This is a genomic window from Dactylosporangium sp. NPDC049742 (assembly GCF_040674675.1).
Classification (GTDB): domain Bacteria; phylum Actinomycetota; class Actinomycetes; order Mycobacteriales; family Micromonosporaceae; genus Dactylosporangium; species Dactylosporangium maewongense.
On sequence record NZ_JBFANF010000001.1, the window covers coordinates 273,351 to 299,969 of the forward strand.

A 26,619-nucleotide genomic window follows, 5' to 3' on the forward strand; every position below is an offset into this window, starting at 1 on the left:
CTATAGAGGCTCAGATCGGGTTGACCCAGGTGGGGTTCTCCACCGCCCACGAGTCGAGCGAGTCGTTGACCATCGCGCTGTACAGCGTCTGCGCCTCTTCGAGTGCGACGACGTAGGAGATGCCGCCGATGTCCTGCGGCTCGGACGGCACGGTGAGGCCGACCAGGCTGCTGGGGCGGACGTTGCGGAGCCCGAACATGAGCTCCTCGAGGGCGACGCCGTTGGTGTCGACGGTGAGGGCGCTGCCGATGGCCCGGATGAACTTGTCGAGGGCGATCGGGTTGGTGGTCAGGTTCTGCTGCTGCGCCTTGGTGAGGATGGCGCGGATGAACTTCTGCTGGTTCTTCTGCCGGTCGTAGTCGCCGTTGGCGAGGCTCTTGCGCTGCCGGACGAGGTCGAGGGCCTGCCACGACTCGAGGTGGTGGCAGCCGACGTTGTACACCGCGGGGCGGCCGCCGTGCTCGGGTGACAGGTAGTTGCCCTTGTCGTCGTAGCCGAGGTGGATCGAGGTGACCTTCTGGTCGATGCACATGTCGACGCCGCCGAGGATGTCGACGGCGGCCTTGAAGCCGTCGAAGTTGACGATGGCGGCGCCGTCGAAGTGGATGCCGAGCAGTTCGGTGAGGGTTTCGGCGAGGAGCTGGACGCCGCCCGTGCCGCCGCCGCCGTACTGGAACGCGCCGTTGATCTTCTCGTGGTTGGCGCCGCGGAACCCGGTGGGCTCGAACGCGGGGATCTTCACGCGGAGGTCGCGGGGGATCGACAGCAGGTACGCCCGGTCGAGGCTGGCCGGGATGTGCACGATGATGATCGAGTCGGAGCGCTGCCCGTCCTCGGGGTCCTTGGCTCGCAGGTCGGAGCCGAGGAGCAGGAAGTTGAGCGGGCCGGTGATGGCGCTGCGGCGCTCGTCCTTCTTGTCGTCGTTGCCGGCGCGGGAGTTGGCGCCGAGGAGTTTCTCCTGGTGGACGCTGTTGCTGTACCGGTTGGCGAGGACCTGTGAGCCGGTGACGGCGGTGGCGGAGACGAGGACGAGGAGCGCGCCGACGACGACGAGCAGCTTGGCCCAGATGGGGTCGCGTCCGGGCAGGGCGGCCTTGCGGGCCTTGCGCTTCTGCCGGCGGGTGAGGGGCTTCGCTGCGGCGGCGACGTCCGATGCGGCACTGTCGGCGTTTTCGGCAGGTGTACCGGCGGTGCCGGCGTCACCGTCCGCATCCCCGGAGGCGGCGGCGGTCTCGGAAGCCCCGGAGGCGGTCTCGGAAGCGCCAGAGGCGGCGGTCTCGGAAGCCCCGGAGGCGGCGGTCTCCTCAGTGGCGCCTTCCTCGGCATCACCGGTGGCGGCGGCTGTCCCTGAAGCGGGCGCGGATGCGGAGGCGGCGGCCTCGCCTGAATCGCCGGACACGGTGGCAGGTTCGCCGGAAGAATCCGACATATCCGGACCCGCGGAGGTGGCGGCGGGAGGGATTTCGTCGGCCGCACGCGAGGACGTGCCACTCGAAGTCGCGTCAACCGACGCCGCCGGCCCTTCTTCAGGCTTCACCGGCGGATCCTGGTCCTGCTGCATGTCGCCCCCGACTGCGTGCCCGCACGGCGGCGGGGATTTATCCGAGTCTACGTTCGCGGCGGGGATCGTGCCGACCAGCGTCACTGCACAAGATCCGAAGAGATGCCACCAATCAGGCGTTTTCTACTCGGTCAAGGGTGACTCCTGCAATGAGATCTTTACGACAGCCCGGGCATGCAACCCCACAGGTGGGGAGACATGCCCGGGATGCCGGAATAATCACTTCTTGGTCGTCGCCTTCGTCGACGGTGGCGCCGAGCCGCTCGCGGCGGGCTTCGGGGCGTTGGCGGCGGCCCAGTCCGCCATCTTGTCGGTGCGGATCGCGGTGTAGAGCGCCTCGGCCTTCGCCTTGTTGGGCACGACCACGTCCTCACCGTTGATCTTCTTGCTGCCGTCGTGCGGGCTGACCAGGAACGTCAGGTCGTCGCTGCGCAGGTTGCGGAACTGCAGGGCCATGTCGGCGAGCGAGAAGTCCTTGTCGACGGTCATCGCCTTGGTGATCGCCTTGAGGAAGGAGTTGAGCTTCGACGGGTTGCTGACGGTGCCGGAGCTGACCGCCTTGTCGAGGATCGCCTTCATCATCTGCTGCTGGTGGCGCATGCGGGCGAAGTCGCCGTCGGGGAACTGGTAGCGCTGCCGGGCGTAGTCGAGGGCCTCGTCGCCGTTGAGGTGGTTCATGCCCTTCTTGAACTTGCGCTTCGGCGGGTGGACGGAGGTGATGTCGGACTCGATGTTCATGTCGATGCCGCCGAGGGCGTCGATGACCTGCTTGAAGCCGCCGAAGTCGATGAGCAGCACGTGGTCCAGGCGGACGTTGGTGTACTTCTCGATCGTCTCGACGGTCAGCGGCGTGCCACCCCAGGAGAACGACGCGTTGAGCTTGGCGTTGGTGTCGCCGTACGGCGTCGACTTGCTCTTGGGGACGTACACGTACAGGTCGCGGGGCATGGAGACCAGGTACGCCTTGTCGTGGCTCGCCGGGATGTGCATCACGATCATGGTGTCGGTCCGCCACTCCCCGGCCTTGCCCTTGTTGTCGGGGTCGCGGGAGTCGCTGCCGAGCAGCAGGATGTTGAGCGCGCCGTCGGCGACCTTGGCGGGCCGGCCGTTGGTGATCTCCGAGAACGGGTCGTCGCGCTGCAGGCCCGCGTCGACGTAGCGGTAGTAGGCGTAGGCGCCGACGCCGGCGAGCAGCGCGAGCACCATGATCGCGGCGCCGGAGACGAGCGCGATGCGCCCCCAGCGGGGACGGATCTTCTTGCGGCCGGGGTATTCGTTGCCGCCGGGCCGCCGGGGCGGGACGGCCCCGCCGCCACCGCCGCCGCCGGTGCGGGAGGTGGACCCTGAGGCGGGCCGGCCGTAGACGCCTGACGACGACGCCGGGCTGGTCGGTGTGGAGGCGCCGGAGACGCGCGCACGCGCTCCCGCGCTGGGCGGGAGCGAGTTGGGCACTGAGGCGCGACCCGACGAGCCGTTCGAGGCAGGCGTGGTGGACATGAAAACCACGATACGAACCTCCGGCCGCTCCGCCACGCAACTCGGGCGGGCGCGGCACGAAGCGGGGAGAGTCAGCGGCTGCGGAAGTACTCCACGGTGCGCCGCAGGCCCTCCTCGGGGGCGACGGACGGCTCGTATCCGAGCAGCTCACGCGCCTTGGTGAGGTCGGGGCGGCGGCGCTCGGGGTCGTCGGCGGTGCGCGGCAGCAGCGACACGGTCGACGTGCTGTCGGATAGCCGCACGATCGTGTCGGCGAGCTCCAGCATGGTCATCTCGTGCTCGGTGCCGCAGTTGACGGGGCCGGTCTCGCCGGAGTCGAGCAGCAGGAGGATGCCGCGGACGAGGTCCGACACGTGGCAGATGGACCGGGTCTGGGTGCCGGAGCCGTGGACGGTGATCGGCTCGCCGCGCAGCGCCTGCGAGATGAACGTGGGGATGGCGCGGCCGTCGTCGGGGCGCATGCGTTCCCCGTACGTGTTGAAGATCCGCACGATGCCGACGTCGGCGCCGCGGCCGCGCTGGTAGCCCATGGTGGCGGCCTCGGAGAAGCGCTTGGCTTCGTCGTACACGCTGCGGATGCCGATCGGGTTGACGTTGCCCCAGTAGGTCTCCGGCTGCGGGTGGACGAGCGGGTCGCCATACGCCTCGGACGTGGACGCCATCACGAAGCGGGCACCGTCGGTGACGGCGCGCTCGAGCAGCTGGAGGGTGGCGATCGAGCCGACCCGGAGGATCTCGACGGGCAGCAGCTGGAAGTCGGTGGGGCTGGCCGGCGACGCGAAGTGCATGATCGCGTCGAACCTGGCGCTGAGGGCGTCGACGGCCGGCAGCGGCTCGCTGACGTCGGCCTCGACGAGCGTGAATCGAGGGTGGTCGACCAGGTGGGCGACGTTGTCCTTACTGCCCGTGACGAAGTTGTCGAGCACGACGACGTGCGCCCCGCGGGCGATCAAGGCGTCAGCGAGGTGCGAGCCGACGAACCCGGCACCACCGGTGAGGAGGATGCGGTGTCCCTCGCCGTAACGCTGCGCAACAACGACCATGAGACCAGCCTAGCGGCAGTGCACCGGGGTCAGGGAATCGGCGGTACCCCGACCCCGGCGCACTACATCCGGTGGGCGCCGGCCCCCAGGGGGAGCCGGCGCCTGCATCTAGTGGGCGCCGGCTCCGGTGAGGGAGCGGGCCTCCAGTTCGGCGAACTTGTCCGGGTCGCGTTCCTTGCTGGTGAGGGCGCCGAGCGCGGCGAAGATGAACCCGATCGGGATCGAGATCAGGCCCGGGTTCTCCAGCGGGATGGGCGCCGGGGTGGTGCAGCTGAACAGGGCCGTCGCGTTGGAGACCTCTTTCGACTTCACGTCGACGCCGCAGGTCTTGGCCTGCGCGGCGGTGAGGGTGGCCGGGGTGCGGGCGTCGCTGACGCCGCCCCACGCGATGGGGCTCATGAGCACGATGCCGACGGCGGAGATGAGGCCGGCGTAGATGCCCCAGGTCGCGCCGCGGGTGTTGAACTTCTTCCAGAAGAGGGAGAAGAGGATCGCCGGCAGGTTCGCCGACGCCGCGATCGCGAACGCGAGCGCCACGAGGAACGCGACGTTGAGGTTGCGGGCGAAGATGCCGAGGACGATCGCGACGGCGCCGATGACGAACGCGGAGTACCGGGCGACGACGACTTCCTGCCGTTCGGTGGTCTGCCCGCGCTTGATCACGTTGGCGTACAGGTCGTGCGCCAGCGACGACGACGACGCGAGGGTGAGCCCGGCGACGACGGCGAGGATGGTGGCGAAGGCGACCGCGGCGATGATGGCGAGCAGTAGCGAGCCGCCGAAGTCGCCGCCGAGGTACCGCTTGCCGAGGGCCTCGGCGAGCTGCGGCGCGGCGGTGTTGCCGCCGGGGTCCTGGGCGAGGATCGCCTGGCGGCCGACGAGCGCGGCGGCGCCGAAGCCGAGGGCGAGCGTCATCAGGTAGAAGACGCCGATGATGCCGATGGCCCAGACGACGCTCTTCCGGGCGGCCTTCGCGTTGGGCACGGTGTAGAAGCGGATCAGGATGTGCGGCAGGCCGGCGGTGCCGAGCACGAGCGCGAGACCCAGCGAGATCAGGTCGAGCTTGCTGGCGAGTGTCGCGGCGGCGTTGCCGGCGATGTCGCGGCCGTAGCGCAGGCCGGGCTGCAGGAACGACTCCGGCGGGGTGCGGCCGGACTTGGCGGCGGCCTCGCCGAGCAGCGACGACAGGTTGAACTTGAACGCGGCGAACACCATCAGCGTCAGCAGCAGGGCGCCGAGCATGAGCATGAACGCCTTGACGATCTGGACGTAGGTGGTGCCCTTCATGCCGCCGACCGTCACGTAGACGATCATCAGCACGCCGATGAGCGCGATGGTGACGATCTTCGCGGTCTCCGCGGTCATGCCCATGAACGTGTCGCCGGCCTTGATGCCGAGCAGGAGGGCGACGAGGGCGCCGGCGCCGACCATCTGCGCCAGCAGGTAGAAGATCGACACGATGATCGTGGAGATCGAGCCGGCGGTGCGGACGGGTGCCTGCCGCATCCGGAACGCTAGGACGTCGGCCATCGTGTAGCGGCCCGAGTTGCGCATGAGCTCGGCGACCAGGAGCAGCGCGACGAGCCAGGCGACGAGGAAGCCGATCGAGTACAGGAAGCCGTCGTAGCCGTTGAGGGCGATGATGCCGGCGATGCCGAGGAAGCTCGCCGCCGACATGTAGTCGCCGCCGATCGCCATGCCGTTCTGGAAGCCGGTGAAGGACCGGCCGCCGGCGTAGAAGTCGGCGGCGCTCTTGGTCTGCCGGCTGGCCCAGATGGTGATCGCGAGGGTGGCCGCGACCAGGACGACGAACAGCGTGAGCGTCAGCGTCCGGGTGGTGGTCGCCCCTACCGCGAGGGTGACGTCGTTCATTCGGGGCTCCCTTCGATCTTGGCGCGCAGCTCGTCGGCGAGGGGGTCGACGCGACGGTCGGCGTAGCGGGTGTACAGCCAGGCGATGAGGAACGTCGACACGAACTGCAGCAGCCCGAAGATCAACGCGATATTGATGTGCCCGACGACCTTCGTGCTCATGAAGTCGCGGGCGTACGCGGAGAGCAGCACGTAGAGCGCGTACCAGACGAGGAACGCGGCGGAGACGGGGAAGACGAAGCGTCGCAGGGCGCGGCGCAACGCGTCGAACTCCGGGGTGTTGGCGACGGCGACGTACCGGTTGTCGTCCGTGCCGGCCGGCACCGGCGTTTCGGTGCTCATGGGGGGATCACCACCTGCCATTTGGGGTGTGGGTACGCGCACGGTAGGAACCCGCCGCGCGGCGGTGAAGATCCCTGGGCGGGCCCGGCGGCCCGCTGCGCCCAACGGCGGGTTCGGTGCGCCGAGTGACAGCGGTCACACCGTTTAACGGCTTGAATGCGTCGCGCGGCGGCGCCTGGGGTTCGGTGGCGTGGAGACCCTGCCGCTTGCGGTGGGGCGGCTGGTAAGAGCGTCTATATCGAGGTGTACCGACCCCGGTGGTGGAGCAGGGGCTTCGCCACGGTGTCGCTCAGGTCGACGTGACGGATGGTCGCCTCGACGAGCAGCGACCAGCCGAACGCCCGGGCACCGTCGAGCCCGCAGCCGGCCCACGGGTAGCCGCGCGGGACCGGCCCGAACTCCGTGGACTCCCAGTCGCCGGTCGAGAAGAGCCCGCCGGGTGCGGGCATGAGCCCCGCGAACCGCTCGGCGAGCTGGTTGTCGCCCTCGGCGAGCGGCACGACCGCGAACCGGCCGGACGCCTCGATCGCCGTCCACAGGTCGCTCTCGTCGTCGACCAGCCCGGCGACCCGGCCCGGGTCGCCGTCGACGACCAGCATCGACGACACGGTCAGCCCGGCGGGCGCGCCGGCGCCGGCCGAGGTCCACAGCGTCACCGCGGCCGGGAGGCGCCCGCGGAGCCGCCGCAGCGGCGAGCGCTGGTCGTCCGGTGTGGCGAACGGATCCGAGGCGTGGATGCTCACCGGCTCATTGTCCGCTGTTCCCGGCCGCGGACCCGGAGGAACCCTCCGGGTGGGCTACGCCCGCTTCGGGGTGACGGCGACGAGGACCTCCGGGGCGCGCCGCTCCAGCAGGCTCCCGGCGAGGCGGGTGCCGGTCCAGGCGAGCCCGGACCCCCACAGCAGCCCGGCCGGCAGCAGCACCCACGCGAACCCGTCGGGGAGCAGGAAGAACGCGACGATCAGCGGCGCCGTCAACGCCCAGGTGGCGAGCATGCAGACGAGGGACAGCATGCTCTTCGCGCTGCCCTGGCCGGTGTTCATCGCGAACGGGTTGGTGGTGTCGGGCATCGGGTAGGGGGCGAGCACCGACGTGATGCCGGCGGCGCCGACGGAGATGCCGAACGCGCACAGGCCGACGCCGAGCGCCGCGGGCAGCTGGTCGGTGTGGCCGGCGATCACCGACACGACGACGGTGCCGGCGGCCAGCAGCGGGAACGCGAGGATGCCGACGCCGGCGGCGCGGGCCGCGAGCTCGACCTGGCCGGGGACGTTCGTGAGCATGTGCAGCGCGTAGGCGGTGCCGTCGTTGCCGAACTGGTTCACCAGTACCAGACCGACGAACGCGCCGGCGAACAGCAGGGAGAACACGAGGGCGCCGCCGCTCATGCCGGCGCTCTGCCGGGCCGCCTCCTGCTCGTCGGAGCCGCCGCCGAAGCCGAACGTGAACGCGAACGGCACGACGATGGACGCGGCGAGCAGCGAGATCAGGCTGGCGCGGCGGCGTGGGTCGCGGAACCAGTAGCGGACCTCCCGGGCGACGAGGCCGGTGAACCGGCCGGCGGGCCAGGACCGCAGGACGCCCGGCAGGAACGCCCGGACGGGCCGCTTGTCGATGGCCTTGACCTTCTTCGCCGCGCCGGTCGAGGCGGTGCCGAGCATCGCGGACTCGATCGTCTGCAGCCACCACCACAGCAGCGCGGCGACCCCGGCGACCCCGATCGCGAGGCGGGCCGCGACGAGCGCCCAGTCGCCCTCGATCGCGTCGACGTAGGCGACGAACGGCGCCGCGAGGGGCGTCCACGACAGGACACCGCCGATCGTGGTGGCCTGCTTGGACTCGCCGTTCTCGACCAGGGCGAAGATCAGCTGGAAGACCGGGTTGCAGGAGATGCCGGCGAGGGCGATCAGCAGCGCCGCCAGGTCCCGGACCTTCCGCGAGCGGAGCATGCCCGCGAACGCGCTGGTGACGGCGCGGCTCGCGGCGACGCACACGGCGAGGCCGACGGCGGCGCCGAGGACGGCGACGGCACCCGCGGCGACGCCGCCGTCGCCGACCGCGCCGACGGTGGAGCCGAGCGCGGCGAGCAGGGTGACGACGGGTGGGATGCCGACGAACGCGGCGCCGAGCATGCCGAGCGCGAGGGTGCGGCGGGGCACGGGCAGCAGCGCGAACCTGGCCGGGTCGAGGGTCTCGTCGACGCCGAAGAACAGCAGCGGCACCAGGATCCAGGCGAGGACGAGCCCGGTGCCGGCGAACGCGGCGAGGGTCGGGCGCAGGTTGTCGCCGGTGGAGCTGCTGGCGGCGAACACGCTCACCCCGATGAACGCGGCCCACAGCCCGAAGATGATGCCGAGGACGAAGAGCCAGACGCGGGACTTCTTGCCCCGCATCGTGTTGCGCAGGATGCGCAGCTTCAGCCGGACGAAGTCGGTGACCTTCGGGGCGCCGCCGCGGATCGGCTCGGGCCGCGTCGCGAGCACCCCGTCGTCGGGTGCCGCGCGTGGCTGGGGGACGTGCGGCTCGGGGGTCACAGCCACGACAGCTCAGCGCCCGTCGCGACCCGGCCGCCGACGACGTCGACGAACACGTCCTCGAGCTCCCGGCCGCCCTTCACCTGCTCGGTGGTGCCGACGACCTTGATCTGGCCGTCGGCGAGGATGGCGATGTGGGTGCAGAGCCGCTCCACGACCTCCATCACGTGGCTGGAGAAGATCACGGTGCCGCCGTTTCGCACGTACCGGATGAGGATGTCGCGGATGAGGGCGGCGGAGACCGGGTCGACGGCTTCGAAGGGCTCGTCGAGGACCAGCAGCCGCGGCGCGTGCAGCAGCGCGCAGGCCAGGCCGATCTTCTTCTTCATGCCGGCGGAGTAGTCGACGACGAGGGTGCGGCCGGCGTCGGCGAGGCCGAGGACGTCGAGCAGCTCGGCGGCGCGGCCGTCGATGACGTCCTGCGGCAGGCCGCGCAGCAGGCCCGTGTAGGCGAGCAGCTCGCTGCCGGTGAGCCGGTCGAACATGCGGGCCGAGTCGGTCAGCGCGCCGAGGCGGCGCTTCGCCTCGACGGGGTCGGACCAGACGTCGTGGCCGAGGACGTACGCGTGGCCGGCGTCGGGGCGCAGCAGCCCGACCGCCATCGACAGCGACGTCGTCTTGCCGGCACCGTTGGGCCCCAGCAGGCCGAAGAACGACCCGGTCGGCACGTCGAGGTCGACGCCGGCGACCGCGACCTTCTGGTCGAATCGTTTGGACAGCCCCCGCAGCGCGAGAGCCGAGGCAGGCTCGCGATCTGTCACAGCATGACCGTATGTCACGCCAGCATCGCCCGCCAGGGTGGTCACATCCGCAGCGCGTCCGGCGCGTGCAGGCGGAGCATGATCGCGCCGAGGTCCTTGGGCAGGCGCTGCCGGGTGAGCAGCGAGACGGTGATCATGACCAGGAAGGCGAGCGGCACGCTCCACGCGGCCGGCTGGGTGGTCAGGACGCCCGCCCAGCCCGGCAGCGGCCCGCCGAGCACCGTGAGCAGCACCGCACCGGCCGCGGCGCCGCCGCCGGCGACGATCCCGGCGGCCGCGCCGATCCCGGTCAGGCCGCGCCACCAGATGCCGAGGACGAGCAGCGGGCAGAAGCTGGACGCGGCGACGGCGAACGCGAGGCCGACGACCTGCGACACGTCGAGGCTCGCGACGAACAGGGCGAGCAGCAGCGGCACGACCCCGGCGACGAGCGCGGAGCGGCGGAAGTCGCGGACCGAGCCGTGGCCGAGCACGTCGGTGGACAGGACCCCGGCGACGCTCGTGAGCAGCCCAGACGACGCCGACAGGAACGCCGCGAACGCGCCCGCGGCGACGAGCGCGCTGAGCAGCTGGCCGGTGAGGCCGCCGCCGAGCGCCGCCGACGGCAGGAGCAGCACGACCGCGTCGGTGTTGCCGGTCATCAGCAGCTGCGGTGTGTACACGCGGCCGAGCACCCCGTACAGGGTCGGGGTCAGGTAGAAGACGCCGACGAGCCCGAGGACGACGAGCGTGGTGCGGCGGGCGGCGGCGCCGTCGGCGTTGGTGTAGAAGCGGACCAGCACGTGCGGCAGGCCCATCGTGCCGAGGAACGTGGCGAGGATCAGCGAGTACGTCGCGAACAGCCCCTGCGAGCGGTCGCCGGGCAGCAGCCAGTCCGTCGGCGACTCGGCGGAGACGGCGACGACCTTCGGTACCGACGCGGCCGCCGGGAACTCGATGGCGGTGTCCGGGTCCGCGTCGTGCTCGCCGACCGTGAGCAGCACGGCGCCGTCGACCGCGGCCCCGTCGATGCGGCCGTGCGCGGTGACCGGCGTCTGGACGGTGACGATCAGCCGGGTCGGGTGGTCGACGGTGACGGTCGTCACGGCCGGGAACGTCGGGCCGTCCGGCGCGGTGAGGGCGGGCCGGCCGTCGGACTGCCACTGCATGAGCAGGAACACGAACGGCACGGCGAGGGCGGTGAGCTTCAGCCAGTACTGGAACGCCTGCACGAACGTGATGGACCGCATCCCGCCGAGCGCGACGTTCAGGGTGACGACGACACCGACGAGCAGCGCCCCCAGCGCGTACGGGGCGCCGGTCACCGTCTGCAGGGTCAGGCCGGCGCCCTGCAGCTGCGGCACGAGGTAGAGCCAGCCGATGAACATGACGAACGCGGTCGCGAGCTTGCGCAGCCGCTTCGAGCGGAGCCTGACCTCGCAGAAGTCGGGGAGGGTGAACGCACCCGAGCGGCGCAGCGGGGCGGCGACGAAGAGCAGCAGCGCCAGGTAGCCGGCGGCGAACCCGACCGGGTACCAGAGGACGTCGACGCCGTGTTTGAGGATGAGACCGGCGACGCCGAGGAAGCTGGCGGCCGACAGGTACTCGCCGCTGATCGCGGCCGCGTTCCAGGTCGGGCTGACCATGCGGGACGCGACGAGGAAGTCGGAGGTCGTGCGGGCGAACCGCAGCCCGTACAGACCGATGGCGACGGTGATGAGGGTGACCGCGATGACCGCGATGACCGAAGGCAGCCCGAAAGAACTCATGACTGCTGGTGGGACCTGTCCTCGACCAGCGCGACGAACTCGGCCTCGTTGCGTTCGGCGAGGCGGACGTAGGCGTACCCGACGGCGAACAGGAACGGGTAGGCGGCGACCCCGAGCAGCAGCCACGGCACCGAGATCCCGAACAGGTGCGCCCTGCCGAGCGCGGGCGCGGCCGCGAACAGCAGCGGCAGCCCGCCGAGCCCGACCGCGACGACCGCCGCGAGCCGCACCGCGACGGCCAGCTGGGCGCGCACGAGCCCGCGGGCGAGGGCGGCCCCGACCGGGCTCTGCTCCTCCAGCTCCGCGCGGGTGCGGGCGGGGTCGATGGGGGCGCGGGCGACGTCACCGAGCACCACGCGGACCCGCGGGGTGGGTGGCTCCATGTCCCGCAGTCTCGCAACGAGCGTGAATCAAGTGCAAGGGGCCGACACCCCCCGTTTGAGCGTCGGCCCCCCGCGCTTCGCTAGTACCGCCGGGAGCAGGGATAGTCGTCGGCGGACATCACCTCGGGCACGATCCGGCGGGCCTCGGCGCGGCCCAGGTTCCAGCCGCGCCAGTCGTCGCCGTCGTGCACGTCGGCGGAGATGCGGCTGAGCGTGCACTCGCGGGCGCCGGGCGGCAGCTTGTCCAGTGCCGGCGCGGCGTCCGCGGACAGCCTCGACAGGTACCAGAGGTCGGCGTTCTTGTAGGCGAACCGGTCGACGTTCTGCTCCGCGATGAACCGGTCCGGGTTCAGCACCGCGAGCCCCAGCAGCGTGACGACCCACAGGGCGACCGCGGCCCGCGGCAGCCAGCGCGTCGCCGGCACGACCCCCGCCACCATGATCAGGACGAAAAGGCCGCCGAGCCACAGCTCGAACGCGCTGACCAGGACGCGGAGGCGGCTGAAGCCGTACGCCTGCTCGTAGACGTCCATCCGCCACAGCGCGGACACCACGACGACGAGCGCGCCCAGCGACAGCAGCCCCAGGACCACCCGCAGCAGCGCCCGCTCGCGGGCCGTCTCCCGGGACGCCTTGCGGGCCGTCACCGCGATCACGACGAGCGTGAGCAGTGTGACGACGAGCAGCTGCCAGAAGCCCTTCCGCGCGTATTCGGCGAACGTGAGGCCGGCGGTGCGCATCACGTAGTCGCGGTCGCCGAACAGGACCGCGACCTGCACGCCGACGAAGATCCCGAAGACGGCGAGGACGGCGCCGACGGGGACGACCCACTCGTACCAGCGGACCACCCGCCCCTGCCGTGGCCGGCCGTCGCCGAGGGTGGACGGGTTGTGCAGCAGGAACGCCCCGCCGAACGTGAGCCAGGCGGCGACGGCGCCGACGAACAGCCACCGGAACGGCGTGCTGAGCGACAGGTCGGGCAGGATCGTCTGCACGATCTGGTCGAACGCGGCGTCGGCGCTGGCGAACAGCGCCCCGAAGACGACGAGCAGCAGCACGCCGAGCCCGATCGAGCCGAGCAGCCGCGTCGCGCCGGACGCGCCTTCCTTCGCCCGGGCCCGGCTCATGCCGTACCGGACCCACGGCAGCGACCGGAACCCGGCCATCGGCAGGTTGACCAGCGCCGCGAAGACCGCCGGGACCCTCCGGCCGGCGCCGACGGCGAGCGCGACGCTGCCGAACGCGGCCAGGACGCACAGGAAGAACAGCCAGCCCGCGGCCCGGAACACCCCGACGGACAGCAGCGCCACGGTGGCGGCGCTCCAGCAGGTGGCCTCGACCACGCTGGTGCCGCGCTGCTTCGGATCCATCCGCAGCAGCACGACCAGCAGGGCGACGACGAGCGCGAGGCCGGCGACGGGCCAGCCGATGCCGGGCCGGTCCAGCGGCAGGGCGGCGGCCGCGACGACCGCGGTGACCAGGCCGCCGATGAGGACGGCGGGGCCCGCGGCGACGCTGCGGACCGGCCAGTGCCGCTGGAACAGGGTCGGGTGCGGCGGGCCGAGCCGGACCGGGCTGATCAACGCCGGGTTCGGCGGGGTCGGTGCCGGGTGTTGCGGATGGGTCGGCGGCGCGAGCGTCGCGACCGCTCCCGGTGGCCCGCCGTGCCCCTGTTGCCGCTGCTCCTGGTGTACGGGGTGCGGTGGTTGCGGCGGAGCCTTTCGCACCCCTCCAGGCGGCGACGGTGGCCTCGGTTGTTGCGGAGCGGGGTCGTGCCGTTCCAGCGGGCGCGGTACCGGAGGCGGCGGCTTCTCCGTCGGGGTCGGCTCGACCGGTGCTGGCTGCTTGTCCGTCGCGGGCGGCGCGGGTGGCGTCGGCTGCTTGTCCGGCGCGGGTGGCGTCGGCTGGGCGGGGACGGTGGGGCGGTGCGGACCGTCGGATGGTTCCGTCGGGGACGACATGTCGGACTCCGGAGGGTATGAGGATCCGCGCGTCCGGCTGTCGCCGGACACGTACTGAAGACGCTTGGATCAGACGGGCAGGGTGACCCGGATGCGGCAACCCGCCATGCCATCCGGTTGCTCGATGACCGCGATCGTGCCGTTGTGCAGCTCGATGAGCCACTGGGCGATCGCCAGCCCCAGACCCGTGCCGCCACCGGACGCGCGGGCGCCGCGGGTGAAGCGTTCGAAGACCCGCTCCCGCTCCGCGTACGGGATGCCGGGCCCCTCGTCGGCGACCTCGATCATCACCCGGTCGCCGTCGCGCCGGCCGATGATCGTGACGGTCCCGCCGTCGGGGCTGTGCCGGGTCGCGTTGTCGACCAGGTTGGTCAGGACGTGGTGCAGCCGCGCCCGGTCGGCACTGACCAGGGCGTTCTCCGGGAAGGCGCAGAACAGATACTCGACCTTGTAGCCGGCGGCGGTGGCCTTCACCTCGGCCTCGGCCACCACCTCGATGAGCAGGTCCTCGATCCGGAAGTCCTCCCGGTCCAGCGGGACCACGCCGGCGTCGAGGCGGGACAGGTCGAGCAGCTCGGTGACGAGCCGCCCGAGGCGTTCGGTCTGGGCGAGCGCGGTCCGCAGCGTCGCCGGGTCGGGCTGGACGACACCGTCGACGACGTTCTCCAGTACAGCCTGAACCGCCGAGATCGGGGTCCGCAGCTCGTGCGAGACGTTGGCGATCAGCTCGCGGCGCTGCTGGTCGGCGGCGGCGAGCTCGGCGGCCATCTGGTTGAACGCGACGGCGAGCTGGCCGACCTCGTCCTTCGACGTCGCCCTGACCCGGGCGGAGTAGTCGCCGCGGGCCATCGCCTGCGCCGCGGCGGTCATGTCGCGCAGCGGCGACGTCACCCCGCGGGCCAGGACCTGCGAGGTGAGCAGCCCGACGGTCAGCGCGATCTCCGTCGTCGTCGGCGGGATCCAGCCGATGCCGATCCAGAACACGCCGAGGCCCGCGCCGGCGGACGCGACGAGCAGCACCGCGAGCTTCAGCTTGATCGAGCGCAGCGGGTCGAGCGGCCGGGGCAGCAGGTCCAGGAAGTGCTTCATGTGGTCTCCAGCGCGTACCCGACTCCGTGGACGGTCCGGATCAGGTCGGACCCGAGCTTGCGGCGCAGCGCCTTGATGTGGCTGTCGACGGTCCGGGTGCCCGACGCGTCCGCCCAGCCCCACACCTCGGCGAGCAGCCGCTCCCGGGGCAGGACCGTGCGGGGGCGGGTCGCGAGGTTCACCAGCAGGTCGAACTCGGTCGGCGTCAGGTGCGCCTCGACGCCGCCGCGGCTGACCCGCCGCTGCGCCCGGTTGATCTCCAGGTCGCCGAGGACGATCGGGGTGGCGTCCGGGTCCGGCTGGGACTGCGCCAGCCGCTCCAGGCGCCGCAGCAGCACGTGGACGCGGGCGGCGAGCTCCCGCATCGAGAACGGTTTGGTGAGGTAGTCGTCGGCGCCGACCGCGAGCCCGACGAGCAGGTCCGTCTCGTCGTCACGGGCGGTGAGCATGAGCACGGCGACGGGCCGCTCCGCCTGGATGCGCCGGCACACCTCGAGGCCGTCGAACCCGGGCAGCATCACGTCGAGCACGACCAGGTCGGGGCGCAGCAGGTGGGCCGCGGCGACCGCGGACGGCCCGTCGTGCGCCTGGTCGACGGCGAACCCTTCGGCGCGGAGCCGGACCGCGATCGACTCCGCGATCATCCGCTCGTCGTCGACGACGAGCACCCTGCGCCGTTCCCCAGCCCCACCTGCGGTCATGCCAGCAGCGTATTGGGTAGATGCGAGGGGCAACGGTGCGTGATGTGTGGAAGTCGTGAAGACCTGTCCCTTGTTATGACCACGACTTCGCGGCGCGGACCAGTCGGTCCTTCAGCTCTCTGGTGTGCCGGCGGCTCACCGGCAGCTCGTGGTCGTCGATGACCACCACGTAGCCGGTGTTGGTCATCCGCAGCTCGGTGATGAGCTTCAGCTGCACCAGGAAGGAGCGGTGCACCCGTACGAAACCCGCGTCGGCCCATCGCTCGGCCAGCGTCGCCAGGGACACCCTGACCAGGTGGGACGCGTCAGCGGTGTGGAGCCGGGCGTAGTCGCCCTGGGCCTCCACCCAGCGCACCGACGAGCGGGGCAGCATCCTCGTCGTGCCGGCCAGCTCGACGGGGATCGTCGGGTCGTCCTGCCGGTCGCGGCGGCCGGCGACGGACGGGTGCGTGGGCACGAGCCTGGCGGCCAGCACGCGGCGCAGCGACTCCGCGATCCGGTCGGCCCGGACCGGTTTGCGCACGTAGTCGGCGACGCCCAGGTCGAACGCCTCGGCGGCGCGGTCGTCGTACGCCGTCACGAACACCACCGCGGGCGGCTTGGCGAACCGGCCGAGGACCCGGGCGAGCTCCATGCCGTCGAGGCCGGGCATGCGGATGTCGAGGAAGACGGCGTCGACGTCGATGTCCCGCAGGACCCGCAGCGCCTCGGTCGCGTCGCCGGCCGTGTGGAGCCGGCCGACGCGGGGGTCGGCGCGCAGCAGGTACGCGAGCTCGTCGAGCGCGGGCACCTCGTCGTCGACGGCGAGGACCCGCAGGAACCCGGGCTGCTGCTGGTGCTCGTGCACGACCTGGCCGGTGATGCTCCTGCCCGCGCTCGAGCTCATCGGCTGCTCCGCACTCCGGTTCATTGGCTGCTCCGCACTCCGGGGTGGAACTTCGGGACCCGCATGCTGACCTTCGTGCCCGCGTCGGGGGCCGTCTCGACCACGACGCCGAACCCGTCGCCAAAGACCGACCGTAGCCGCTCATCGACGTTGCGCAACCCGACGTGCTGCCCGGCGTCGGTGGTGTCGTCGGCGCTGAGCAGCGCGGCAGGCTCCATCCCCACCCCGTCGTCCTCGACGGTGATGTGACATTCCGCGCCCGCGTCCCGCGCCACGATGCTGATCGTGCCCATTCCGGGCTTCCGCGACAACCCGTGCCGCACCGCGTTCTCGACCAGCGGCTGCAGGCACAGGAACGGCAGCGTCACGGGCAGGACCTCCGGCGCGATCTGGAGCCGCACCTGCAGCCGCTCACCGAACCGCGCCCGCTCGATCGTCAGGTAGCGGTCGATGGACCGCAGCTCCTCGGCGAGCGTGGTGAACTCCCCGTGGGCCCGGAACGAGTACCGCGTGAACTCCGCGAACTCGAGAATCAACTCCCGCGCCAGCTCGGGATCGGTCCGGACAAAACTCGCAATTGCCGTCAACGCGTTGTAGATGAAGTGCGGGCTGATCTGCGCCCGCAGCGCCCGGACCTCCGCCCGCGCCAGCCGCGCCCGCGACGTGTCGAGCTCGGCGAGCGCCAGCTGCGTCCCCACCCAGCGCGCGGTCTCCGCCGTGGCCTGCACGAGCCCCGGCGCCGGCGGCCCGTCCGACAGCGCGACGAGCGCCCCCTCCCGCTGCGCGAGGGGGACGACGACGGCCCCGCGGACCGGGCAGTCGACGAGGTCGCACGGCAGCTCGTCGCTGCCGAGCACGGTGGACCGCCCGGCGGTGACCGCCTTCGCCCCGGCCGCCGCCACCTGCTCCCGGTGGTGCTCCCCCGCCCCGTCGAACGCCAGCACCCGCGCCGCGTCGGTGACCGCGATCCCCGCGGCCCCGGTGAGCGTCCGCAGGTGCCGGACCGCCTTGCCCGCCGCGACGTCGGTCAGCCCGTTGCGCAACGGCTCGGCCGCGAGCGCCGCGATGTGCAGCACGTCGTACGTCGCCCGCTGCGCCGCCGTCGCGATCGCCCGCCGCGACCGCAGCCGGACCACGGCCCACACCGCGACGCCGAGCGCCACCGCCAGCCCGACGACCGCGATCCCAGCGGCCAGGTTCCCACCCACGCGCCCATCCTGGACCACCCGCGCAGCCCAGAACAGCCCGCGATCCCCCGCCAGGCACCCCCGCTACACAGCTTCAGCACCACCATGAAGCGGGCATTTCGCATCCGTTCCTGGGCAGGCAGGGCGAGTGGCGGGGATGGCGGGTCGAGCTTCCAGCTCCAGCCCAATCTCCGCCGACTGCCCGCCAGGCGTCGAAGCGGCAGCGCACCACTCGCCCACGACAGACGTTGGTCAATGCCCAGCTTCGCGGCTCATGAGCACCAACTCCCGCGTCCATCCTGAAACAGACTTTCCGGGGCATTGACCAATGTCTGCGCGGAGGCAGGTAGTTGCCCGCGGGCGGCAGGGAGCGTGCCACCCGCATGTCTGCGCGGGGCAGGCGGTTGCCCGCGGGCGGCGGGGAGCGTTCCGCCCGCAGCGTGTGGGTGGCGACATGCCCCACCGCAGCCGGGCAACGGACGATGACGGGTCGAGCTTCCAGATCCAGCCCAATCTTCGCCGACTGCCCGTCGGGCGTTGAAGCGGCAGCGCACCACTCGCCCATGACAAACGTTGGTCAATGCCCGACTGCGCGGCTCATGAGCACCAACTCCCGCGTCCATCCTGAAACAGACTTTCCGGGCATTGACCAACGTCTGCGCGGGGCCGGCGGCTGCCCGCGGTGGCGGGGAGCGCGCCGCCCGCAGACGGGTGGGTGGCGACGAGCCCCACCGCAGCCGGGTAACGGAAAATGGCGGGTCGAGCTTCCAGATCCTCGCCGACGACGTCGCGCGGCCACTGGCGGCCGATGATCCGGCCCAGCCGTCGGCAACAGGCCGCCGGGAATCGAAACGGCAGCACACACCGCCTGCGGCAGACGCTGGTCAATGCCCACCTAGCCGTCGTCGACGGGCCGCCGGGCATCGAAACGGGAGCGCGCCACCGCCTGTGGTAGACGTTGGCCAGTGCCCGAATTTGCGGCTTTCTACACATCGACGCTGCGCGATCTGCCGCGGTTTCAGTGATCCAAATGGGGGTGGATCGCGCAACGTCTATCGCGAAAGGGGCGTTTCGGGGCATTGATCAATGTCTGTGCGAAAGGGGGCGGGTGACGAGTGACGGGTGAGGAGGGGATGAATGGCAGGGCGGGCGTGGGGGGGCGTCTCAGGCACGCGCGCACCAGCGCGATGCCAGCCGGATCCGGAAGCCTCTACCCAATCGGTGCCCGGCGGGTCAGTAGGCGCCCTTGCGGAAGACGACGACGCCGATGGTGCGCCAGAGGGTGTGCAGGTCCAGGACGAGGGACCAGTTGTCGACGTAGTAGAGGTCGAGGCGGACCGCGTCGTCCCAGGAGAGGTCGCTGCGGCCGCTGACCTGCCACAGGCCGGTGATGCCGGGGCGGACGAGGAGGCGGCGGCGCACGTCGCCGAGGAAGTCGCCGTCGTCGGCGGGGAGGGGGCGGGGGCCGACCAGCGACATCTCGCCGGCGAGGACGTTGAGGATCTGCGGGAGCTCGTCGATCGAGGTGGCGCGCAGCCACTTGCCGACCTTGAAGACCCGCGGGTCGTTCTTCATCTTGAAGAGCAGGCCGTCGCTCTCGTTGTGCTCGTCGAGGGTGGCCTGGCGTTCTTCGGCGTCGACGTACATGGTCCGCAGCTTCCAGACCTTGAACATCTTGCCTTCGCGGCCGATGCGGGGCTGGCGGAAGAAGATCGGACCCGGGTCGGAGAGCCTGATGGCGAGGGCGACGATCGGGAAGAACGGCAGGACGAGGAGCAGGGCGACGAGCGCCAGGACCCGGTCGATGACGTTCTTGAAGAGCCAGCCGATGCCGGAGAGCTTGGGCTCCTCGACGTAGAGCAGCGGGATGCCCTCGATCGGCCGGATGTGGACGCGGGGGCCGGCGATGTCGGTGAGCTGCGGGGCGACGGCGAGGTCGATGCCGGTGCCTTCCAGCTGCCAGGCGAGGCGCCGCAGCTCGACGGGCTCGGCGCTGGCGGAGCCGCAGACGGCGATCGTGTCGGCGTTGAGCTCGCGGACCAGGGAGAGGATGTCGCGGCCGGCGTGCACGGGCACCGGGGTGATGGTGCTCGGCCGTGGCGCGTAGCCCTCGGTGAGGTGGATGCCGACGGGGACGAGGCCGGCGGCGGGGTCGCGGGCGATCGCCTGGTGGACCTCGAGCGCCTCCTGGAGCGTGCCGATGAGCAGCAGCCGGTGGGTCGCGAGGTTGAACTTGGTCCGCACGTACTGCAGGGCGCGTCTGGCGAAGTAGCGCAGGACGAGCACGTAGAGCAGGCCACCGACGAGCGCGGCGCCGACCGAGGTCCGGGAGACCGCGGTCTTGGTCGCGAACGCGGCGAAGGCGACGATCGCGACGACGGTCCAGGAGGCGCGCACGACGCGCTTGAACTCGTCGGTGCCGGTGCCGAGGTAGCGGCGGTCGTAGGCGCCGTGGCCCCAGAGGACGAGCAGCCAGACGGCCGGCAGGATCCCGAACGTGATCGAGGTCCACAGGCCGGGGGCCTGCTCGAAGATCTCGTTGGTCTTGGTGTCGAGGAAGGTCCTCGCGGTGACGCTGGCCATGACACAGGCGAGCGTGTCGAGCAGCAGGAGGATCGCCGCGTAGGGGCGGTGCCAGCGGGAGACCCGCCGGGCGCGCTGCCAGCCGGAGCGGGGCACGCCGTTGGGGCCGAGGGGAGTGAGCGCGTGTTCGGGAAGGATCTCGAAGCTGTCAAGCTCACCCAAGATAGATCTCCGGCTCGGCGGGGTGGCCGGACGTTGGAGACTAGCGGTCACCTGAGTGTGTCCTCTCGCACCACGATCCGGGGATCAGGGCGCTCAACTGCTCGACCGGGTGGGATGTGGTCGCCGACGCAAGAACACCCGATCGCACGCGAGAAGTGTCCCATGTTGGTTCGGGCTACTGACGACGACCGGCCGAGACTAGTTGCTGAACGTGTTGGCTGTCGAGTGCACTGGCGTGGGCCGGACAGAACTCCGCGTGACAATCACCGCGAGTAGCGCACCACCTACCAAACACGCCAGAAGGGGCACAACACTGCCGAGCGGCGGCTGCCAGGTTCCACCGAACGGGTTCAGCCGTTCGTTGATTCCGTGCTGGAAGCGGGTCATGACGCGGGCCAGCGCGTACAGGTGGAGCGGGATCGTCACGGCGACGATCCCCGGCACGAGCCAGCGAGACGGGGACCACGTTGCGTAACGGTCGGTGGATCCGGCGAGGAGGATCACGCCGACGGCGAGCGGCATGACGTAGCGGCCGTGGGCGAAGTGGCCGACCTTCGGGGCGAAGTAGAGCTCCAGGGCGGTGAGCAGGGCGGCGGACGCCAGCGCCACGGCGACGATGCCGATGCGCAGCCGGCCGGGCCCGAACCAGAGGGCGGGAACCACCACGGCGAGGATCAGCAGGTACCAGAGTCCGATCATGCCGAGGGAGACGGTGGTCTCGCCGTAGCCGAACTGGCCGACGATCTGGCGGATCCAGAACTCGGCGCGGTTGTCGGCGATGTCGCGCAGGATCGCCCCGCTGGTGGTGGCCGCGATCGGCCGGCCGGGGTCGACGGCGTTGCCTCGGGACGCGACCAGTGTCCAGAAGACGGCGAACGCCAGGCCGCCGGCGGCCGGCAGCCAGAATGCCCGGGACCGGACCCATGTCTTCGTCACGAACAGCGACACCGCCAGTACCGACGCCGCGAAGAACGGACCGAGGTCCCTGGTCGTCAGCAGCAGCGCCGCGGCGACCCCCGCCGCGGGCCAGTGTTTGCGCAGCACGGCGACGTAGAGCAGGACGGCGGCGCTGATCTCCAGGCCGTTGGGGTTGAGCGCGCCGGCGAGGTTCAGCAGCATCGGCGTCGCGGCGAGCACGACCGCGGCCCGGAGCAGCGCCGTGCCGGCGAGGGCGAACGCCACGGCGAGCAGCAGGGCCGACAGCAGGGCGGACAGCAGCCGCGCCCAGATCAGGCCGGCGTTCGTCGGGGAGATCCGCAGTGGCAGGCCGACCAGGGCGTAGTAGATCGGGCTGTACCGGGCGGCGGCGCTGGGCTGCAGCACCGTCGCCCGGTCGTCGGTGAACGTGAGGCAGGACGCCGGCCGGTAGAGCGGCTTGTCGATCCACGTGCAGTCCGCGTCGGAGGGCAGCAGGCTGCGGGGGCCGGTGAACGCGTTGGTCTCGACGCCGCTGGCGTCCAGGGCGCGGTCGTGCGGCAGCCACTGGCCGGTCCACACGGCCCAGGCCCTGACGAGGTGCTGTTTCTCGTCGTAGGTGCCGTTGGACGGCAGCGCGAGCGCCCATGCCGCGCCGAGGAGGAAGAAACCGGTGAACGCGATCAGGAAGGCACGGCGCACCGGGTCAGCGTACGAGCTTCGACAGCCGCCGGTCCGCCAAGGGTTTGCCGTTGGTCTGGCAGGTGGGGCAGTACTGCAGTGACGTGTCGGCGAAGGAGACCTCGCGGACGGTGTCTCCGCAGACGGGGCAGGGCAGGCCGGTGCGGGCGTGCACGGCGAGGCCGGAGCGTTTCTCCGACTTCAGGGTCGCCGCCTTCTGCCCGACCGAGCGGGAGACGGCGTCGGTCAGCACGGTGCGGGTGGCGGTGTGCAGGGTGGCCATCGTGTCGTCGGTGATGCGGTTGGTCAGCGCGAACGGCGACATCTTGGCGGCGTGCAGGATCTCGTCCGAGTAGGCGTTGCCGACGCCGGCGATCACGGTCTGGTCGGTGAGGACGCCCTTGATCTGGCCTTTGCGGCTGCGGATCGCGGTCGCGAACTCGTCGGTGGTGACCGCGAGGACGTCGGGGCCGAGCCGGGCGATGCCGGGCACCAGCCGGGGGTCGGTGACGAAGTAGGCGGCGAGGCTCTTCTTGGTGCCGGCCTCGGTGAGGTCGAAGCCGGAGTCGTCGTCGAGTCGCACCCGGACGGCGATCGGGCCGGAGCCCGGCTTGAGCGGGGTCTTGGCGTTGAACGTCTCGCGGTAGTGCAGCCAGCCGGCGCGGGCCAGGTGGGTGACGAGGTGCAGGTCGTCGCCGACGTGGATGTCGAGGAACTTGCCGTGCCGGGACGCGCCGGTCAGGGCCTGGCCCGCGGCGGCGGTCACCGGCGGGTCGAAGGTCTTCAACGCGCTCAGCGACGGGACTTCGATGCGGTCGATGGTGTGGCCGACGGCGCGCTCGCGGAGGAACGCGGCGAGCGCTTCGACCTCGGGAAGCTCGGGCACTCGTACAGTCTGCCTCAGTTAGTCTTTTCCCGTCATGAAGGTCGTTGTCGCGCACAATCGCTACGCGTCCGGCGCACCGTCCGGTGAGAATGTCATCGTCGATGCCGAGATCGCGCAACTGTCCACGGCCGGGGTGTCGGTGCTGCCGTTCCTGCGCAGCTCCGACGAGATCGGCACGTTCTCCACGGCGCGTAAGGTGCTGCTGCCGCTGTCACCGATCCGCAACGGTGACTCGCAGCGCGCCCTGGAAAAACTGATAAAAGCGGAAAAGCCGGATGTGTTGCATCTGCACAACGCCTATCCGCTCCTGTCGCCCTGGGTGGTCCGGACGGCGCATTCGGCAGGTGTACCGGTGGTGCACACCGTCCACAACTACCGTCAGGTCTGCGCGCCGGGACTCTATTTCCGCGACGGGCACATCTGCACCGAGTGCCGGGGCAAGGCGTTCGCGCTGCCGGCGATCCGGCACTCGTGCTACCGGGACTCGAAGGCGCAGTCGGCGGTGATGGCGACGACGCTCGCCGTGCACCGCGGCACCTGGCGCGGGGTGGACCGGTTCGTCGCGCTCACCGACCGGATCGCGGAGCACCTGCGCGACTTCGGCATCCCGGACGAGCGGATCACGGTCAAGCCGAACGGCATCCCGGACACGGGAGCGGCCGCCGGTCGCGGCGAGGGGTTCCTGTACGCGGCGCGGCTGACCCCCGAGAAGGGCCTGTCGCTGGTGCTGGACGCGTGGCGGCGGCACCCAGACGGGGCGCTGGGGCCGCTGCGGATCATCGGCGACGGCCCGCTGCGCCCGCTGGCCGAGGCGGCCGCCGCGGAACGCTCGGACATCACGTATCTGGGGGTGCTGCCGAACGCCGAGGTGCGGGCGCAGATCGGCGCCGCGGCGTGCGTGATCGCGGCATCCACCTGGCACGACGTGCTGCCCACGATCGTGCTGGAGGCGCTGTGCGCCGGGCGGCCGGTGCTGGTCACGGACCGGGGCGGGCTGCCGTTCCTCGCCGGCGACGCCGGGTGGGTCGTCGAGCCCGATCCCGCCGCGCTCGCCGGCGGGCTGGTCGTGGCGCAGGCGGGCGCCGCGGCCCTGGCGCCGGTGGCGCGGGCGCGGTTCGAGGAGCACTTCTCCCCTGACGTGCTCACCCAGCGGCTGATCGACATCTACCGCAGCGTCGTGCGGTGACCCCCCGGCGGGCCGGTTGGGCCGTCGCCGGGATCGTGGCCGTCGGCCTCATCGCCGGGGCGGTCGAGCTGGTCGTCGACGACAGCTACCGCGACGCCGCGCTCGCGCTGGTCGCCGGCCTGCTCGCGGGGGCGGTCGGGGCGCTCACCGTGTCGCTGGTGCCGGGCTCGGACCGCCGCGGGCTGGTCCTCGGTGCGGTGTTCGCCGTGCAGGGGGTGCTGAGCTGGACGTACACCAACACCGGCGCCGTCGTGTGGGGCCTGCTGCTGCTGTCGGGGCTGCTGCTGCTGTTCTGGTTCCGGCCGGTCTCGCGGGCCGCGCTGCGGTCCGGTGCGGCGTGGCTCGGCGTGTCGTACCTGATCATCGGCGCGCTCGGTGCGGCGCTGGTGCTCAAGCCGGAGATCGCGGTGCAGCGCACGCTGTACGCCGGATATTTCGGACTTGTCGTGCTGGCGGTGTTCGCGTTCCGGGGGTCGTTCGCGCGGCTCACGCTCGGGATCGCGGTCACGTTCCTCGGCACGGTCGCGGTGCTGCTGGCGGCCGGCTCGGGCAACCTGTTCACGTCGCCGCACGTCGTGCCGGACACGCCGTGGGGGCGCGGCTTCGAGTACCGGTTCTGGGGCGCGTCCTGGCTGCTGGACCACCCCAACGCGATGGCGTGCATCGCCGTGCTCGCCGCGATCCGCATCGGCGCCGACACCGGCGTCGCCGCCTGGCAGCGGATCGGATCGGTCGCGACCGCCGCCCTGGTCCTGTGCGCCAGCGACTCCCGCACCGGCTTCCTGCTGATGGCGATCGCGACGCTGGTGTTCATCTGGTACGGCCGCCGCCTCGCCCTCGTCCCCGCCGCGGCGCTCGGGCTCGTGCTGCTCGTCAACGGCCCGTCGTTCCTGGTCAAGGAGCGGTACGGCGACGACGCCGGGGTCAGCAGCGGCCGGGTCGAGACGTGGCGGCAGGTCGGATCCGACTGGCGGCACGACAGCCGCACCGAGCAGCTGCTCGGCAACACCCGCGACGCCCGGGCCACCGTGTACCGGGCGAGCAGCGGCGCCGACATCAAGCTGACCGTCGACAACGCGCCGATCGCGGCGCTGCGCAAGGCCGGCGTGGCCGGCGTCGCCGCCTTCCTCGCCGGTCTCGGCCTGCTGCTGTGGAACGTGTGGCGGCGCCGCCGGGACGCCGACCCCTGGCTGGTGGTGCTGATCCCGGGCGCGCTGTTCACGATGATCACGAACGAGTGGCTGATCGGCGGCACAGGCGGCACGCTGTGGCTGCTGCTGCTCGCCGGCGAGGCCGCCCTGCTGCTCGGCCCGGTCAGTCCACCCAGCGCTCCGGCTTCTGGACCGTGACGGTCTTGCCGTAGCCGGCGAACTCGACGGTGACCGTGGCGACCAGCTTCCGGTCCACCAGCCCGTAGAACGGCGTGTTGTACGTGACCTTCTTGACCTTGCCGTCCGCGACGGTCGCCTCGCCTTCGGTCGGACCGGCCGGAATCGTGAACCGGTAGACGCCGGGGGACGCCTCGGTGACCGTGCCGACCTTCGCGAGGTTCTGCAGCAGTTGAGCGGGGTCCCCCGACACCGGGAACGGGTCGTCGCCGAGGCCGCTGAACGTGAGCGAGTCGTGCCGCCCGTCGTTCTGGAACTTCCAGTGGCCCTTGCCGTCGCCGATGAAGCGCTGCCCGTCGACGAGGCGCTGCTCGCTGCCGTCGCCGTAGCGCAGCACGCCGGTGGTGGCGGCCGGGTCGAACTCGCCCCTGGCGGTGCGGGTCTCGGGGCCGGCCACCATCGTGATCGTGAACGCGTAGCTGGTCGACCCGCTGGCGGCGACCGCGGCGGCCAGCCTGAGCTGCGGCGTCCCCTGCGGCGCGCTCTCCTGCGCGCTCTGCTGCGCGGTCACGGCCGGGCCGCTCGCCGGCGACTGCTGGAGCGCGACGGTGCCGGCGGCGACCCCGAGGACGGCGGCGGCGGTGACCCCGGCCAGGGTCGCGGTGCGGCGCCGGCGTGCGCGGCGGCGGCCGCGCTCCAGCAGCAGCCGGGTCGGCGCGGGCGAGCCGGGCTCGCGGTCCACCAGGTCGTGCAGCTGGTCCGAAAGGTGCTGGTCGATGGGCATGAGCGTCACCTGTTCTGTTCGAAGATCGGTGTGCGCAGGGCCGTCCGCAGCTTGGCGAGCGCCCGCGCGTTCTGGCTCTTGACCGTGCCGACGGAGCAGCCGAGGATGGCCGCGATCTCCGCCTCGGGCAGGTCCTCGTAGTGGCGCAGGACGACGACCGCGCGCTGCCGGGGCGCCAGCGCCCGCAGGGCCTGACGGAGCAGCTCGGTGTCGGGGTGCCGTTCCGCGGAGCGGTCGGCGGCGTCGGGCGGGTCGGCGACGAGCCGCTCGCGGCGCAGCCGCCGCCACAGCGACACGTTGTTGTTGACGAGCATGCGCCGCAGGTATGCGTGCGGGTCGTCGGCGCGGGCCAGCCGCCGCCACCGTTCGTAGATCCTGACCAGGCAGTCCTGGAGCAGGTCCTCGCCGCGGTGCCGGTCGCCGGTCAGCAGGATGGCCAGCCGCAGGTGCCGCTGCCAGGCGGCCTCCACGAAGGCCACGTAGGTGGCGTCGGTGTCTTCCACGGCCCTTGCACGTCCGGGGGGCCCGAA

22 protein-coding genes are annotated in these 26,619 nt (G+C 71.6%); 2 read left to right on the plus strand and 20 right to left on the minus strand.

Going from position 1 to position 26,619, the window contains the following annotated elements:
* Positions 1-10: 10 nt before the first annotated feature.
* The 18 genes from AB0J72_RS01290 to AB0J72_RS01375 all read right to left on the minus strand — a co-directional run bounded on the left by AB0J72_RS01290 (position 11) and on the right by AB0J72_RS01375 (position 22,791).
* On the minus strand, positions 11-1,399 hold the full coding sequence (locus AB0J72_RS01290) for an LCP family protein (RefSeq protein ID WP_363393148.1): 1,389 nt from the start codon (positions 1,397-1,399) through the stop codon (positions 11-13).
* A 381-nt stretch (positions 1,400-1,780) separates the two neighbouring features.
* Positions 1,781-3,058 (minus strand): LCP family protein, encoded by a 1,278-nt coding sequence (locus tag AB0J72_RS01295; RefSeq protein WP_363393151.1) that lies wholly within the window; start codon positions 3,056-3,058, stop codon positions 1,781-1,783.
* Positions 3,059-3,129: 71 nt separating this feature from the next.
* Positions 3,130-4,101: a UDP-glucuronic acid decarboxylase family protein gene (locus tag AB0J72_RS01300; RefSeq protein ID WP_363393153.1), complete on the minus strand. Its 972-nt coding sequence runs from the start codon at positions 4,099-4,101 to the stop codon at positions 3,130-3,132.
* 108 nt (positions 4,102-4,209) lie between these two features.
* Positions 4,210-5,973, minus strand: a complete 1,764-nt coding sequence (locus AB0J72_RS01305) for a cation acetate symporter (RefSeq protein ID WP_363393156.1) — start codon at positions 5,971-5,973, stop codon at positions 4,210-4,212.
* Entirely contained in the window at positions 5,970-6,314 is a 345-nt protein-coding gene (locus AB0J72_RS01310) for a DUF485 domain-containing protein (protein WP_344500904.1), read from the minus strand. The genes AB0J72_RS01305 and AB0J72_RS01310 overlap by 4 nt, the downstream gene beginning before the upstream one ends.
* Positions 6,315-6,547: 233 nt before the next feature.
* Positions 6,548-7,057: a flavin reductase family protein gene (locus AB0J72_RS01315; RefSeq protein WP_363393159.1), complete on the minus strand. Its 510-nt coding sequence runs from the start codon at positions 7,055-7,057 to the stop codon at positions 6,548-6,550.
* Between the two features lie 54 nt (positions 7,058-7,111).
* Positions 7,112-8,854 carry an ABC transporter permease gene (locus AB0J72_RS01320; protein WP_363393162.1) on the minus strand — a complete coding sequence of 581 codons (1,743 nt, stop codon included), beginning with the start codon at positions 8,852-8,854 and terminating at the stop codon, positions 7,112-7,114.
* A complete protein-coding gene (locus AB0J72_RS01325) occupies positions 8,845-9,609 on the minus strand; it encodes an ABC transporter ATP-binding protein (RefSeq protein WP_360559196.1) in 765 nt (254 codons plus the stop codon). The genes AB0J72_RS01320 and AB0J72_RS01325 overlap by 10 nt, the downstream gene beginning before the upstream one ends.
* A 41-nt stretch (positions 9,610-9,650) precedes the next feature.
* Positions 9,651-11,357 (minus strand): cation acetate symporter, encoded by a 1,707-nt coding sequence (locus tag AB0J72_RS01330; protein WP_363393166.1) that lies wholly within the window; start codon positions 11,355-11,357, stop codon positions 9,651-9,653.
* Positions 11,354-11,740 (minus strand): hypothetical protein, encoded by a 387-nt coding sequence (locus AB0J72_RS01335; protein WP_363393169.1) that lies wholly within the window; start codon positions 11,738-11,740, stop codon positions 11,354-11,356. The genes AB0J72_RS01330 and AB0J72_RS01335 overlap by 4 nt, the downstream gene beginning before the upstream one ends.
* An 80-nt stretch (positions 11,741-11,820) precedes the next feature.
* Positions 11,821-13,467, minus strand: a complete 1,647-nt coding sequence (locus AB0J72_RS01340) for a DUF4173 domain-containing protein (protein ID WP_363393171.1) — start codon at positions 13,465-13,467, stop codon at positions 11,821-11,823.
* A gap of 303 nt (positions 13,468-13,770) precedes the next feature.
* Positions 13,771-14,790: an ATP-binding protein gene (locus AB0J72_RS01345; protein WP_363393174.1), complete on the minus strand. Its 1,020-nt coding sequence runs from the start codon at positions 14,788-14,790 to the stop codon at positions 13,771-13,773.
* Entirely contained in the window at positions 14,787-15,491 is a 705-nt protein-coding gene (locus AB0J72_RS01350) for a response regulator transcription factor (RefSeq protein ID WP_363393177.1), read from the minus strand. Before AB0J72_RS01350 ends, AB0J72_RS01345 begins: the two co-directional genes overlap by 4 nt.
* A gap of 73 nt (positions 15,492-15,564) precedes the next feature.
* The gene (locus tag AB0J72_RS01355; protein ID WP_363393180.1) at positions 15,565-16,377 is read right to left on the minus strand and encodes a LytTR family DNA-binding domain-containing protein; all 813 of its coding nucleotides are present in this window, start codon (positions 16,375-16,377) and stop codon (positions 15,565-15,567) included.
* A gap of 20 nt (positions 16,378-16,397) precedes the next feature.
* A complete protein-coding gene (locus AB0J72_RS01360; RefSeq protein WP_344500884.1) occupies positions 16,398-17,585 on the minus strand; it encodes a histidine kinase in 1,188 nt (395 codons plus the stop codon).
* Between the two features lie 1,212 nt (positions 17,586-18,797).
* Positions 18,798-20,309, minus strand: a complete 1,512-nt coding sequence (locus tag AB0J72_RS01365; RefSeq protein WP_363393183.1) for a sugar transferase — start codon at positions 20,307-20,309, stop codon at positions 18,798-18,800.
* A gap of 198 nt (positions 20,310-20,507) precedes the next feature.
* On the minus strand, positions 20,508-21,926 hold the full coding sequence (locus AB0J72_RS01370) for a DUF2142 domain-containing protein (protein WP_363393186.1): 1,419 nt from the start codon (positions 21,924-21,926) through the stop codon (positions 20,508-20,510).
* Between the two features lie 4 nt (positions 21,927-21,930).
* Positions 21,931-22,791, minus strand: coding sequence for a DNA-formamidopyrimidine glycosylase family protein (locus AB0J72_RS01375; protein ID WP_363393189.1), 861 nt, complete (start codon positions 22,789-22,791; stop codon positions 21,931-21,933).
* Positions 22,792-22,825: 34 nt separating this feature from the next.
* On the opposite strand from AB0J72_RS01375, the gene AB0J72_RS01380 reads away from it, so the two are divergent.
* Positions 22,826-23,977 (plus strand): glycosyltransferase family 4 protein, encoded by a 1,152-nt coding sequence (locus AB0J72_RS01380; RefSeq protein ID WP_363393192.1) that lies wholly within the window; start codon positions 22,826-22,828, stop codon positions 23,975-23,977.
* Positions 23,974-25,326, plus strand: coding sequence for a hypothetical protein (locus tag AB0J72_RS01385; protein WP_363393195.1), 1,353 nt, complete (start codon positions 23,974-23,976; stop codon positions 25,324-25,326). Before AB0J72_RS01380 ends, AB0J72_RS01385 begins: the two co-directional genes overlap by 4 nt.
* Here AB0J72_RS01385 and AB0J72_RS01390 read toward each other — a convergent pair.
* Both AB0J72_RS01390 and AB0J72_RS01395 read right to left on the minus strand, forming a co-directional pair.
* Positions 25,292-26,089 carry a hypothetical protein gene (locus AB0J72_RS01390; protein ID WP_363393197.1) on the minus strand — a complete coding sequence of 266 codons (798 nt, stop codon included), beginning with the start codon at positions 26,087-26,089 and terminating at the stop codon, positions 25,292-25,294. The genes AB0J72_RS01385 and AB0J72_RS01390 overlap by 35 nt on opposite strands.
* Before the next feature lie 5 nt (positions 26,090-26,094).
* A complete protein-coding gene (locus AB0J72_RS01395) occupies positions 26,095-26,592 on the minus strand; it encodes a SigE family RNA polymerase sigma factor (RefSeq protein WP_363393200.1) in 498 nt (165 codons plus the stop codon).
* Positions 26,593-26,619 lie beyond the last annotated feature (27 nt).